Annotated in this window: 9 protein-coding genes; all 9 read right to left on the bottom strand. The window is 33.5% G+C overall.

Features of this window, described 5'->3' with window-relative positions:
* Position 1: 1 nt before the first annotated feature.
* A complete protein-coding gene (locus JOP69_RS01970; protein WP_203393113.1) occupies positions 2–2,476 on the bottom strand; it encodes a hypothetical protein in 2,475 nt (824 codons plus the stop codon).
* 10 nt (positions 2,477–2,486) lie between these two features.
* Positions 2,487–3,878, bottom strand: coding sequence for a sulfatase (locus JOP69_RS01965; RefSeq protein WP_203393114.1), 1,392 nt, complete (start codon positions 3,876–3,878; stop codon positions 2,487–2,489).
* Positions 3,879–3,927: 49 nt separating this feature from the next.
* Entirely contained in the window at positions 3,928–5,334 is a 1,407-nt protein-coding gene (locus tag JOP69_RS01960) for a sulfatase (protein ID WP_203393115.1), read from the bottom strand.
* A 34-nt stretch (positions 5,335–5,368) separates the two neighbouring features.
* Complete coding sequence (locus JOP69_RS01955; RefSeq protein ID WP_203393116.1) at positions 5,369–6,775, bottom strand: glycoside hydrolase family 28 protein; 1,407 nt, start codon at positions 6,773–6,775, stop codon at positions 5,369–5,371.
* Between the two features lies 1 nt (position 6,776).
* Positions 6,777–8,288: a sulfatase gene (locus JOP69_RS01950; protein ID WP_203393117.1), complete on the bottom strand. Its 1,512-nt coding sequence runs from the start codon at positions 8,286–8,288 to the stop codon at positions 6,777–6,779.
* A 62-nt stretch (positions 8,289–8,350) separates the two neighbouring features.
* Positions 8,351–10,327, bottom strand: a complete 1,977-nt coding sequence (locus JOP69_RS01945) for a beta-L-arabinofuranosidase domain-containing protein (protein ID WP_203393118.1) — start codon at positions 10,325–10,327, stop codon at positions 8,351–8,353.
* Between the two features lie 23 nt (positions 10,328–10,350).
* Positions 10,351–11,775: a sulfatase gene (locus JOP69_RS01940; protein ID WP_203393119.1), complete on the bottom strand. Its 1,425-nt coding sequence runs from the start codon at positions 11,773–11,775 to the stop codon at positions 10,351–10,353.
* Positions 11,776–11,787: 12 nt separating this feature from the next.
* Positions 11,788–13,740 (bottom strand): arylsulfatase, encoded by a 1,953-nt coding sequence (locus JOP69_RS01935; RefSeq protein WP_203393120.1) that lies wholly within the window; start codon positions 13,738–13,740, stop codon positions 11,788–11,790.
* A 1-nt stretch (position 13,741) separates the two neighbouring features.
* Complete coding sequence (locus tag JOP69_RS01930) at positions 13,742–14,104, bottom strand: sulfatase/phosphatase domain-containing protein (protein ID WP_203393121.1); 363 nt, start codon at positions 14,102–14,104, stop codon at positions 13,742–13,744.
* Positions 14,105–14,260 lie beyond the last annotated feature (156 nt).

Raw genomic sequence — 14,260 nt, 5'->3', positions numbered from 1 at the left:
ATTAATCTGCTTTCAATTTAGAATACCCAATAATTAATTCTCCTTTTTTAGTTTTCCCTAATAATTTACCTACAAAATTCTTATTAGTAATGCCGTTTCCATCACCAGAAAATATTACAATAAGGTCTTTTCCTTTCTTTTTTGTTTTAAAGATTTTACATCCTTTACCAAAATCTACTTCTTCAGTTGCACCATATCGCAAAGAGTTTAAATCAATATCCTTCTGAGCATCAAATCCTTCTTCAGAAATAATTCTAATTTTTATGCTTTTAGTATCTTTATTTATCTTCTTTTTATTCAGCATTTTAATCCGCTTATGCAAAACTAACGGCATAATTATATTTTTTGAATTATGATTATCTTTTGCTAAATCATCAGCTTTAGGAACATCAATAACAGCCAAAGATAAATGGGTTGCTCTACCAAATTCATCTTGTAAAACATGAGGTCTTTCTAACTTATACCAATGTGTTTGCGTACCATCTTCGTACGAAGTATCATGTGGCGTATACGCTGTTCCAAGGTTAAATTTCCAATGAATTCCATCTGGTGAACGTAAATAAATTGCTCTATAATCCCAAAAAGCGTTGATCATCATATGAAACTGTACATCATCTTTCCAAAGTACTGGATCTTCATAACCCGATTTGCGGTATTTTTCAGGAATTATTGGATTGTGTCGAATCTCTTTTGAAACAATTTGATAAGGTCCTAAAGGATTTTCCCCATCACTTAAAATCATACTTCCCGCTTTGGAAACAAATAAAAAACGACCATCATTTAACTGCACACCCGATAAATTTCTTGAATACACATAACTTCTTCCTTCCGAAACATCAGAATTAGCAAGGTTTACTTCCATAGTTCCTAACCTTTTCCAAGGTCCAGCCATCGTTTTTGAAGTGAATAAAGTAGCTTCCCAATCTATTAAGGAATATAGCATATAAGTACCATCATTTAATAAAATAACATCAGGATTATGACCCAATCCATTGTGGAAATCATACACTAAATCTCTCTTCACTTTATAAGGACCAATCGGATTATCAGAAACAGCGTACGCAACGGTGGAAGACGGCCATTCCAAATGTCCTTTAGTCGCATTTGCAGGCCAACGTGCAACATTCATATGGTATTTACCATCTTTATCCTTCACAGGTCTTCCTCCCCAATAACTCCATTCTGGATCTTCAATTCCGTTATTTGGATCACGAGGAATTACTCCGTCAGCTCCCCAAACATCCGATCTTAATTTATCTGAAATTGGCATTGGTAAAATTAAATCGCTAAACGACGTGCCAAAAACAGCTTTTACTTTCGCTTTTACAGGTTTTGATACCTTGCTTTTATTGCCGCTAAAATCATATGTGAAAATAAAATAAGTGTTTTCTACATCTTTAACCGGCGTAAAATCTACAAACTTATCTTTCTTAATATTGTATGCAATCTGACGTAAATTATTTCCTTCGGAATCATCTCTGTACACAGCATAACTTGCCGCATCTTTGTCAATACTTTTTTTCCAATTAAGTTGAATTTCAGTTTCAAAAACAGTCGCCTTTAAATTTGTTGCAGAAGCCGGAGCCACTTTATCCATTTTGGTGATGGTTGCCACTGGCGATTTTGAAGATTCTTTATCCCCAACTCTTGTTACCAAATAATGATATTCCTTACCGTTTATTAAACTTGAATCGGTATAATTAAACCCCTTTATATTGCTTGCCAATTTTTTATAAGCATTGCCTATTGTCTCGCCTCTATAAACATTGTATAAAACACTTTCAGTGGATTTACTATCAGACCATTTTAAATTAATTCCTTCGGAAACAACTTTAGCAGTTAATACTTTTGGTCCATTTGTTTCAGAAGCCTGAACGCTAATATTTACATAATTAATAAAAACTTTAACCCCTTCACTCCCATATAAAATAGCTCTTACAAAAGGCATTCCGTTTGCAGCATCTTCCTTAGTAATGGTATAAGTTCCCTTAAATTCTTGCACTTTTAAATCACCTCCTTTAATTGCAATATTTTCAGCCAATATTCTTTCTTTATCACCAAAAACAAGACTAATTGTAATTTTTGCTCCGCAATCGTATTCAGAATCAGTTCCAAAACCCCAATTTAAAACATCACCTGTAACAGGTTTATTATATGCTGAAATATTGTCTAACACTTTCGATTCTATAATTCCTTTTGAAACAGAACTATAAATTCTGCCTTGAAACAAGGCCATCTGGCTATCTCCTGTGTGTTTATTTTGACCGTGACTGCAAGTCCACATTGGTGATTGTAAACCTTTCCTCCAAGAATGTGCTTTTACCAATTCAAAATTCCCATCGTTTACATTTTGATGAGGTGAATTATCTCCTAACAAAGTAATTTGTGCAAACAAATTACTTTGAAAAAGAAACACTATAAAAAAAAGAATTAGTATTTTTTTAATACTAGAGTAAAAAGGTTTTTGGCGCTTCATTTTAATTGAATTATTTAATAGTTTTTAACATTTCATAATGCTTTTTATCCCATGCTATTGGGGTTTTCATATCTTTAAACCATTTATGAAATTCTGCTTTAAAAGTGCTTACAATTTTCGGGTGATTGGCTATTAAATCTTTAGATTCTGTAGGATCTGCATCAAGATCATATAACATTGGCGCTCCAAGACCCATCATTTGAACCAATTTCCATTTCCCACTTCTTACCGCCCAAGAAGGTGGTGCATTGTCTTTTTTATACGGAAAATCACTTTTAGGTCTTGCATCTCCTCCAGGAACATGAGAGCCTGCCCAAAATAAATAAGGATGCACAACTTTTGTCTCTTTTTGATTAAAAATAGGCAACAAATTTACTCCATCTAATTCGTCTTTTTTAGAAGCTTTAATTCCTGCGGCGGCCAAACTTGTTGGCAAAATATCTAACGAAGAAATCATTTCGTTACGAACTTGTCCTGCTTTAATCATTTTTGGCCAACGCATTAAATACTGAACGTGGTAACCACCTTCCCATTGTTCACGTTTAAATCCATTCCAAGGCGCATTATTTCCTTTATACCAATAAGACAAACCACCGTTATCACTTAAAAAGTAAACTAACGTATTCTCTTCTAAGTTCTTTTCTTTTAAATAATCTAATAATTTACCAATACTGTCATCCAGTGCTGCCAACATTCCCAGCATATTATTATCCCCTTTTTTACCGGTATCAAACTTATCACTATATTCTTTTGGAACTTGATTAGGCCCATGAACAGCATTGTATGCCAAGTACATAAAGAAAGGCTTATCCTTTGTATCTTCTATAAAATTGATGGCTTCATTGGTAAACTGAAACGTTAAATAGTCGTGTTTTTTAACTTTTTTCTTCCCGTCAAATAAAATTGGAGAATTAAAATAATCCGTTTGAGCACTATTAAAACCATAGTATTTATCAAATCCGCGATCTATTGGGTGCTGCCCTGGCAACTTCACACCAATATGCCATTTTCCAATAGCCGCCGTAGTATATCCTGCTTTTTTAAAATAAGTTCCCATTACCTTTTCCGAAGCTGGCACTCCAGGTCCTCTTTGGCTATCAAAATTCGCATAAGAACCAAAACGTTGCTGGTAACGCCCGGTAAGCAATCCTGAGCGCGAAGGTCCACAGACCGATGCAGTAACGTAAGCATTGGTAAACTGCGCACCTTCTTTAGCTATTCTATCAATATTTGGTGTTTTTATGCGATCTGGATCTTGTCCGTAAGTTCCCGTGGTAGCATAGCCCAAATCATCAGCTACAATTACTATAATATTAGGTTTTTTATTTTGTGCTAAAGCAGAATGCCCAATTAGTATAAGGCAACCCGCAATTAAATTGAAAATTATTTTTGATTTCTTCATTATCTGTTTTTATTTAAAAATCACTAAAATTTAAAAAAATTCTCCTTAACTATTTAATCGTTTTTAACTCCTCATAATACTTATTATCCCAAGCAATTGGCGGAGTCATATCTTTAAACCAAACATTAAACTCTTTCGTTAATTTACGAACTAAATTTTCGTTTTCATCAGCAACATCTTTCGATTCCGTTGGGTCATTTTTCAAATTAAATAATAAAGGTTTCCCTTTTTTCTCCATCATTTGAACCAATTTCCAATCTCCACTTCTAACTGCCCAAGTAGGTGGCGCATTATCTGGTTTATATGGTAATTTTATCTTTTTTCCTTTATTACCCTGAATTACATCTAAATGAGAACCTGCCCAAAAAAGAGTGGAATTCACTTCATTCTTTGTATCACTCTTAAAAACAGGTAAAATATTTACACCATCTAAATGTGCATTTTTTGGTTCTTTAATTCCAGCCGCAGCCAAACTTGTCGTTAACACATCTAAAGAAGAAACCAATTCTTCTCTAGTTTGTCCTGCTTTTATTTTGGCTGGCCAACGCATCATAAATTGTACGTGAGTTCCTCCTTCCCATTGTTCTCGTTTAAATCCTCTCCAAGGATCATTACTTCCTTTCCACCAAGATGGTAAACCGCCATTATCACTTAAAAAATAAACCAATGTATTTTCTTCTAAATCTTGTGCTTTTAAATAATTTAAGACACGGCCAACACTATCATCTAAAGCACTTACCATGGCAGCTTGTTTGCTCATACCCTTCGAATATTTGCTAAACTTTTTAATATAATCTTCTGGCGCTTGATTTGGACCATGAACAGCATTGTAGGCTAAATACATAAAGAATGGTTTTTCTTTATCTTTCTTTTTAGCATTGTCTATAAAATCGATTGCTTCGTCTGTAAATTGAAACGTTAAATATTTATGTTTTTTAACTTTTGTTTTTCCATCGAACAAAATTGGCGAATTAAAATAATCTGTCTGAGCACTGTTAAACCCGTAATATTTGTCGAAACCTCTATCTAAAGGATGCTGTCCTGGTAATTTAACACCAATATGCCATTTACCAATTGCAGCCGTTGTATAACCCGCATCTTTAAAATAACGTCCCATGGTTACTTCACTTGCCGGAACTCCAGGTCCGCGTTGGGTATCAAAATTGGCATAAATCCCAAAACGTTGTTGGTAACGCCCTGTTAACAAGGCAGAACGCGATGGTCCACAAACATTTGCCGTTACATAAGCATCTGTAAATTTGGCTCCTTCCTTTGCTATTCTATCGATGTTAGGCGTTTTAACCTGATTAATTTTCCCGTACACATTGGTAGTTGAATAACCAAGATCATCGGCAACGATAACAAGAATATTTGGTCTTTTATCTTGTGAAAAACCAATATTAATAAATCCTAAAACAGCAATAAAAACAACTTGTAACTTCTTAAACTTCATCATTATTTTATTTCTTATTAACAATAACTGTAATGTTTTACTTCAGTTTAATTAATGCTCTATTCACCTTTATATTTCTAGTGGTAACATTTTTAACGTTATCCAAAATAACGGGAGCTCTCATATCCTTTTTATTTGTTCTTATAGAAATATTCTCAAGATTCAAACCATTCATATGACGCGCATAAATTCCGAAAACAGGCAAGGATCCAACTGTAAAGAACTCTGGCCATCTTTTCATGTTTTCTAACGTATATTCTTTTACTTCTTCTTGTTTTGCATCTTCTTCAGACACGCCACCTGAAACAATAAAATCTACATTGGTAATAGAGATGTCTTCTATTTCATGCCCAGGAATTCCAGTTAAGAAAAATGCGGAATGACGATCTCCTTTAGAATTATCAACAATAATATTATCAAATTTCATATTGTGCATTCTTTTTAGCGGCTCGTAAGTACCTATTGGAGTATCTACACTAGCCGTTTGTTTACAAAAAGTCATAAAAATTGGTCTTGGTACATTTTCCATCACTAAATTAGAAAAGGTCATGTTACTCATTTCGCCACCTTCCATTTGTTGAATTTTTAAACCCGAATCTTGAATATCTTTAAAAGTACAATTAGACACGGTTACATATTCTATATTTCCTCTAGACAAAAGTCCAATTCGCATTCCTCCCCATTTGGTTGTAAAATTACAATTGGTTACCGTAATATTTCTACATGGTTTATTAGGAAGTGATGCTTGTAAACAAATACTATCGTCACTATTATCAAAACTGGAATTACTTACACGTACATCTTGACAACCATCAAAATCTAATCCGTCTCCATTAAAATTTGCTCTACTGATTATCGTTATGCCATCAATAGTAATGTTATTGCAATACAACCAAACAGAAGTCCACGAAGCTGGGTTTATCAAATGAATATCTCGCATAGAAATATCAGAACAATCTTTAAAACGAAGTAACATTGGACGTTGAGACAATTTTCCTTTTACTTTTTTTTTCGGAAAATATTCTAAATGCCCATTTCCATCTATAGTTCCATGCCCTTCAATAGCAAAAGAAGTCGCATTTTCTGCATAAATTAAACAAAGGTCTTTAGTCGTTTCTCTTGCATACATCACTTTATGCACGCCTTCTATTGCATAATCTTTTTGATATTTACTTCCCTGTAAAACAGTACCATTATCAATATGTAAAGTCACGTTGCTTTTCATAAAAATGGTTCCGATGACATAGATTCCGCCTCCATCTACCATTACGGTTCCGCCACCTTTTTTTGTACAGTCATCAATGGCTTTTTGCACCGCTACCGTATTTATGGTTTTCCCGTCATTAACAGCTCCATATTTTGAGATATTAAATTCTCTTGCTTGCAGCATGATTGTAAAAAACAAACAAACTATAATTCCTAAATTTCTTTTACTTTTCCCCATGTTATTTAGATGTTTTTCTATTAATTATTTCATCAACTTTAGTGTCTAAAGGAACTTTCTTTACTCCTAATATTTTTCTAGCATTCAAAATTTCATCACCTGTTTTCTTTTGCCAATCAGAAAGAACATTTTTATAGCTTTCAACTATCTTTTGATAATTCGTATCGTCTGCTAAGTTTTTTATTTGATCAACATCTCTTTCTAAATCATACAATTCAATAGCTATTCTTTTTTCTGATGCGTAATAAATTTCTTGTAGAGCAGTCAATTTATTTTCCTTTTGAAGTTGAACCATACTTTTAAAAGAAAGAGTTCTTCTTGCATACCCATTCCCATTGAAAGGAATTTCTGGAAAATAATGATAAATAAACTGATATTCCTTTGAAATCACTGAACGAGAAGCATCAAAAGTTCCGTCCATACCATCTTTGGTAGCAAACAAATATTTCCGTTTTTGTAAATCGCTTCCTAATAAATTTAAACCTTCCATCGTTGTTGGAACGTTTGTTTTTGCCGCTGTTAAACACGTTGGAGCAATATCTATAATGCTTGCCAATTCAGAATTTACACTAGACTTTATAACTTTTCCAGGCCAACGAATAATCATAGGAATCTTAATTCCTGTAGTCCACAATTGTTGTTTGTGTCTAGACAACGTTGCTCCATGATCAGAAGCCAAAATAACCAACGTATTTTTATCTAAACCTTCGTTTTTTAAAGCTTTTAAAAATTTACCAACTTCAAAATCTACATGAGAAACTGCATCCATGCTAGCTGTTAAAACGGATCGCACTTCTTTGGTATCTGCGTAATGCGGCGGAATTTTAACTTGGGTAGAATCGATTGAAACTCCGTTTTCCTTGGCCCATTTTCTACCTGGAATAAATCCATGTTTTTTGCCAGTTTCTATATTAGCATAGGCGAAAAAAGGTTGGTTTTTACTTTTTTTATCCCAAACACCTCCTTTAAAATAAGTTGCTATGTTTTTGGGGTTGATGATCTTTAAATGTTCAAAAACTTCTTTCCCACTTTCTTGATTGTTTTCGGGTTTCCCTCTATCAAAATTTAAATCCGTTTTTGCTGTAGCTCCATAAATCTTATTATACATACGATCTCCATCACTTTTAAAATTGACCGTAAAATAACCAGCATCTTTCATCAATTCAGTCAAAATAAAATAGCCTTTCGGTAATTTATCTATATAAGTACTTCTATGATGTGCTGCTCCAATAGTAGAAGCATAACACCCTGTAAATAACGTTGTATGACTAGGACTACATACTGCTGCAGCGGCATAAGAACGCGTAAACAACATCCCTTCCGATGCCAATTTATCAATGTTTGGTGTTTTAACTAAATCATTTCCATAACAACCAAAATTAGGATCTAAATCATCTAAAAAGAGAATTAAAACATTAGGAGGCTGAACTTTCTTTTTGTTTTCTTTTTTCTTTAGATGGATTGTTTCGTTAATAGATTCGGATACTTCGATATTGTATTCTTTTGTACTCATGCTAAGAGTACAAAAGAAAAAACTCAACACCGTTATTTTAAATTTCACCATTTTATTTTAAACTATTTTGTTTTTGGAAACACCGTCATTCTTAAATAAGTAGTACCTAAAGGAACGAGAGTTATTACCTTTTCTTGTTTGTCTAAAGTCAATTCTTTAGGAAAACTCGGTGCGTGATGCGTTCCTTCAATGTTCCAATTCATTACTTTTTTGGCGGGTATTTCTATTTTTACTGGGGTATTTTCAAGATCCCAAGGATACTTAGTTTCATCTGCATTTATTTGTATGAATTTAGCATCACTAATATCTTTTACGTTTAAGGCATAGTTCCAATCTGATGTTGGATACATTAATTTATTAGGGAAATTAATCAGTTTTGGATTTCCAATAAAAGGAAATTTTATGCTTTTATTTTCTACATTCAATGAATACACTAAAGGACCTCTTTCAACTGCTACGCCTTCGTTTTCTGTACCCCAAGTTGTTAATTTCATTTCCATAGGAAGATGTAATTCAATTTGGTCGCCATTTGAAAAATTACGTTGAATTTTTGCCATGCCTTGTTCTATAACAAATTTTTTCAATGTTTTTCCATTCACTTTAATTTCAGGTTTTGTACACCAAGCAGGAATACGCATACCGAAAGAAAAATTGGCTTTTTGATTCATATGAAACGTAAAGCGGATGTTTTCATCAAATGGGTAGTTGGTTTTTTGTTGAATTTTAATTTCTTCGTGATTCTTTTTGAAAGTGAAATCTGAAGCTCCATATAGTGCCGCAGTTACACCAGAATTATCCGCATTTTCTAACCACATTCTACCAACATAAACAGGCATCAATCGATGGATGTTTCCTGTACAACATTCAGTATCATGACCTGTACGGTAACACATACGACCTAAGGCCATGCCTCCCCAATCTTTATCCATATTAAACTGGCTGGTTTCTTCGGCAGCAACGGGTTGGTTTGGGGCTGAATAATATTGATGTGCTTTAAAATTTTTGTCTAAAGCTCCTAATCCTGCATTAAAAATAGCGCGTTCAATAAGATCTCCCCAATGCCCATCATTGGTTGCCATGAGTAAATAACCAAGACTCCAAGAAAGGTCTATGATATCGCAGGTTTCATGAGCCATATTTATTGATTTCCCCGACAAATGTTCAACAGAGCTTTGTACTCCATCCACTAAAAAATGATGCTTTTCTAATTTGTTAATAGCATTGATAGTTGCATCGAGGTATTTTTGTTCTCCAGTATATAGGTATAAAATAGCGGGAAGTTTTGCTTGTTCAACAAATCCAACACCATGACCTCCAGGTTTTTTGTTAGAAAGCATTCTGTCTAACATTTTTGATGAGAGTTCGTTATCAATTTCATTTATTTTGTATTCACCTCCCAAGCTCGTGTTTTTAATATTATGTATACTATTTTTTGCTAATTCAAGTAATTTTTCATTACCTGTTTTATTATACAACCATAAAATGGGCTCTATGCTCATTAATCCACGACCTTCATTAAATAAACGAGGGCTATCAAGAAAATGTTTTGACATTTTAGAAATTATATCTTTGTTGTGAGTGACATCATAATCAGCCATCATTCCTCGGAAATACACTACTCTTGCCCAATCATCTGCTTTAGGCTGCCCTAAAATTCCTGTTTCATCAACGTTATTAAGCGTATAGTTAATGTTTTTTTGAGTGTAATCAATTAATTTTTTATCACCAATTAAATACCCACAACGTAATGAGCCATCTAAATAATAAGCCGTTTGTTCGTATGGCCAAAGGTCTTTTCCAACATGTCCAACAGGAATGTGAATGTCTTCCATCCACATATTTGTATTATAAGGATATCCAGAAACAGAGGGGCTTCCAGACAATCCATCAGCTTGTCTTTGCAAGAACTCTTTAATCCAGCCCTGTGGTTTAATAGAAGTTAGAGCGACTTCTTTAGTTTTTCCATAGTAATTTTGTGCATGTATGCTTTGAGAAATAAAACAAAGCAACAATAGTTTTACTGCGTATTTTAGAATCATTTTTGTCATGTTTTAGCTTATCGTTATTTTAAATTAGGAAGATATCCTTTGTTCATCTTTATAAGCAAAGGCAATAAATCAGCAATAATCTTAGGACTTGTAGCTGCTATATTAACGGTTTCATTAGGATCTTTATCGTGATCAAACAACATTAATTCTTGTTTCTTACCATCATTAAAAACAGCCAATCTATAACGGTCTGTTCTCATACTAATTTGATCTCTCCAATAACTAAGCACAGCCTCTCTTGTAGACTTTTTAGGATTTTTAAGTATGCATGCAAAACTTTTACCATCTAAATTTTCAGGTTTTGTAATGTTTGCTAAATCACAAAGGGTTGGATAAATATCAACAGCAGCTATCAAACTTTTTGTTTCCTTTCCTGCTTTTTCCATTTTAGGCGTTTTCACGATCATGGTACTTTTCAAAGCATTTTCGAAAGTACTGTGCTTGCCCCAAATTGTTTGATCTCCCAGATGCCAACCATGATCTCCCCAAACAACAACAATGGTGTTTTTATCTAATTTTAATTTCTTCAATCGATCTAAAACTTTACCAACTTGTGCATCAACATAAGAAACAGATGCAAAGTTTCCATGGATTACCTGTCTAGCATAATCATCGGAAATACGAACTCCTGCCCCACCTTTTTCAGGCGAATAATACTGTCCAAAAAACTCACCACTTTGGTGTAAAAATTCTTTAGCAACTCCTGTTGGAGCTTCTGGATTTGGAGATAATGGAATTTCTTCTCTTTTATATAAATCCCAGTATTTTTTTGGTGCAGAAAATGGTAAATGAGGTCTTAAAAACCCAACAGCCATAAAAAATGGTTTATCAGATTTAGCTCTTTTTTCCAATTCTTTTATAGCTACCTGTGCTAATCTACCATCTGGATAAGCCTCATCTTCTACTTCTAACATCTCAAAAGGAGGCGTTGTTTTTTTATTTCTTTTTTGTCCGTTGGCATACATTTGATACCCATCTTTATTCTTTAAAAATGCATTCCAACTATTTGGTAATTCTAATTTATTCTTATAACTCCCACTTATACTATGGCTAATTTTACCCATACCAACGGTATAGTAACCGTTTCGTTTTAAATGATGAATAAAAGTCTCGGGATCTTTTTTTTTCTTAATTTTTGCTAATTTTTTACCTAAAATATGATGACCTATTTCTTCTTTAGATTTTAAATTTTTCCCAGTCAACATTACTGCTCTTGACGGTCCACAAGTAGGAACTTGTGCAAAATGATTTGCAAACAATCGTCCTTCAGAAGCCAGCGCATCTAAATTAGGCGTAATCATATGGTTTAAACCGTATGCGTTTAATTGCGGACGTAAATCGTCAATAGCAATAAATAAAATATTGGGTTGTTTTTGCTGAGCGCTCATTGTAGTTACACTCATTAAAAATATAGCAACTATTATTTTTATAATTTTCATATTTTATTGTTTTTAGTTTACTTCCAACGAAGTTGTTCTTAACCTAATACGTTCTTGTATTTCATATAATTTTAAATAATCTGGTCCTAGTTTTTTACAATACTTTTCGATTGCTTTACTCTTTTTATCCCAAATATCATACAAGTTTTTCAATTCAGGAATTAACATTCCCTTTTCTCTACCAATGCCAACCACAGCAAAATAAGACATTGGCAATTTATCCATTCCCATAAATGTTTTTAATTTCACTTTATTAGATGCTAGTTTTTCAACAATAGACAAGCCAATGGCTCTTCTGGTTTTCATCAGCTTGACATACTTACCATCTTTTTCTAATTTTTCGATTGCTATTTTCGCTTCCGCGGAATAATAAGGTTGGTAATACTCATGAGATTTTAATCCAGTAAGAGCATCCGTTTTGTTAATCCAATTCCTGTAAACTCTATCTAATGAATCTACAAGCTTTGGATACTGATTTGCTAAATTATTGGTTTCCGTTCCGTCTTTCTTTAAATCATATAACTCCCACGGATAATCGTATAAATGAAGAATAGCACCATCACCACCATCAGAAACTATTTTCCAGTCTCCAGCTATTAACATTCTACTTCCTTGAAAATAACCTTTAAAATTATCTCTTTTTACTTCTTTTCCTTCTTTAATTGCAGGAACTAAACTCTTACCAGAAAGCGACTTAACTTTCCAAGATGTTTTTAAATTTCCTTCTTGTGGAACAGTCCAAATATCCCCTTCAGGATATGTAGCATTGGCTAGTTCTAAAAAAGTGGGCATCAAGTCTGTTATATTTCCTTTTTGATTAGATATACTTCCTTTTGCTAAATTTCCGTTTGGCCAATTCACAATAAACGGTGTTACCTGACCACCATTAAAAGTGGAACGTTTGTAACTTTTAAAAGGCGTATTGGAAGCATTAGCCCACTCAATACCTAATTTTGCTTGAGAATCTTTTTCTCCAGGTTTATTCTTTTGATTTTTACCATCCCACATATGTCCTTCTGCATTACCTCCATTGTCCGACAGAAAAACAATCAAGGTATTCTCTTTTTTACCGATAGCTTCTAATTTTGCCAACAGTTTCCCTATATTTTGATCCATTCTATCTACCATTGCTGCATAGGTTGCCATGGTTAAATCTGCAATATCTTTATTTTGATACGCTTCCCAAGCAGGAATTTTATTGTCTCGCTCAGATAGTTTCCAATGCTTAGGAACAATCCCCATTTCTCGTTGACGCTTAAAACGTTCATCACGAATTTTGTCCCAACCTTTTACGTATTTGTTTCTGTATTTTGCGATATCCTCAGGCCATGCTTGTAACGGATAATGTGGTGCATTATAAGAAACATAAAGAAAAAATGGTTTTTTAGAATCTTTTACATCCTCTAAGTAACCAATGGCTCTATCTGTAAAATTATCTGTTGCATAAAATTCATCATTGGGTTTAAAGTCTTTTATCTGTTCCGAATTCTCCCAATAATTATCCTTTGAAGATGGGTTAAAATAATTAAAAGCGCCTTTAAGATTTCCGAAACATTTATCAAAACCTCTTTTAGCCGGATTTTCTTTTCCATGCCATTTTCCAGACATTAATGTTTTATAACCTGCTTTTCTCAGCATTTCTGCGATGGTTACGCCATTTACCATTTGATCAGGTGGGCCAACGCAACCTGTTTCAATAGGATACAAGCCTGTTAATAAAGAAGCCCTTGATGGCGCACATTTAGAACCGTTTATAAAATGCCTAAACCGTATTCCTTCATTTGCCAATTTATCTAAATTTGGTGTTTCAATTTCACCTCCATAACATCCAATATCAGAATAACCTAAATCATCGGCTAATATTAATATAATGTTTGGTCTTGAGTCTTGTGCTACTGCCTTTTGTAATTGCAATGAAAAAAGCAATCCACAGCAAATAATAATTTTTAAATTATTTTTCATCATCTTAATTAATGCTTTTTCTTCTTTTAATTACCCCTAGATTTTGGTTGCATTGGTTCTTTCCGATACCTGGTAATTCTTCAGGATTGACACCAATTTCAATAATTTTATCCAGTAATTCTGCCTTCAATTTTACAATTTTTTTTTTGTACTTGGATTTCCCTGCAACATTGTGCAATTGCAATGGATCTTTCTTTCGATCAAACAATTCATCCGGATAGTCTTTTACTTTTAGGTATGTGTATCTATCGGTTCTAATCCCATAATGAAATGGAGCGGACCAATAATTATAAAACTGAGCTGTCCTCCAATCTTTAGGTATTTTTTCACCCTCTAACATAGGAATCAGACTCTTCCTTTGTATCAATTTTCATATTTCAACTCCAACTAAACAAATAGGATATAAATGTTATGTAAATTTAGTAGAACCCTATAATTAACAGATTAACATATAGTCTTGTTTGTACGCTATATGTTCTTTATAGTAATTATAAGGCGTTAAAGGACACTCTTTCTAACAATA

This window comes from Polaribacter sp. Q13 (assembly GCF_016858305.2).
GTDB lineage: Bacteria > Bacteroidota > Bacteroidia > Flavobacteriales > Flavobacteriaceae > Polaribacter.
The sequence above is the reverse complement of the archived record's forward strand: the minus strand, read 5'-3'. Positions and strand labels throughout refer to the sequence as shown.

Excerpts from the sequence above, each read along its gene's own strand:
- JOP69_RS01945 (WP_203393118.1), bottom strand. The coding sequence starts at position 10,327 with ATGATTCTAAAATACGCAGTAAAACTATTGTTGCTTTGTTTTATTTCT.
- JOP69_RS01965 (WP_203393114.1), bottom strand. The coding sequence starts at position 3,878 with ATGAAGAAATCAAAAATAATTTTCAATTTAATTGCGGGTTGCCTTATA.
- JOP69_RS01935 (WP_203393120.1), bottom strand. The coding sequence starts at position 13,740 with ATGATGAAAAATAATTTAAAAATTATTATTTGCTGTGGATTGCTTTTT.
- JOP69_RS01970 (WP_203393113.1), bottom strand. The coding sequence starts at position 2,476 with ATGAAGCGCCAAAAACCTTTTTACTCTAGTATTAAAAAAATACTAATT.
- JOP69_RS01940 (WP_203393119.1), bottom strand. The coding sequence starts at position 11,775 with ATGAAAATTATAAAAATAATAGTTGCTATATTTTTAATGAGTGTAACT.
- JOP69_RS01955 (WP_203393116.1), bottom strand. The coding sequence starts at position 6,775 with ATGGGGAAAAGTAAAAGAAATTTAGGAATTATAGTTTGTTTGTTTTTT.
- JOP69_RS01950 (WP_203393117.1), bottom strand. The coding sequence starts at position 8,288 with ATGAGTACAAAAGAATACAATATCGAAGTATCCGAATCTATTAACGAA.
- JOP69_RS01960 (WP_203393115.1), bottom strand. The coding sequence starts at position 5,334 with ATGATGAAGTTTAAGAAGTTACAAGTTGTTTTTATTGCTGTTTTAGGA.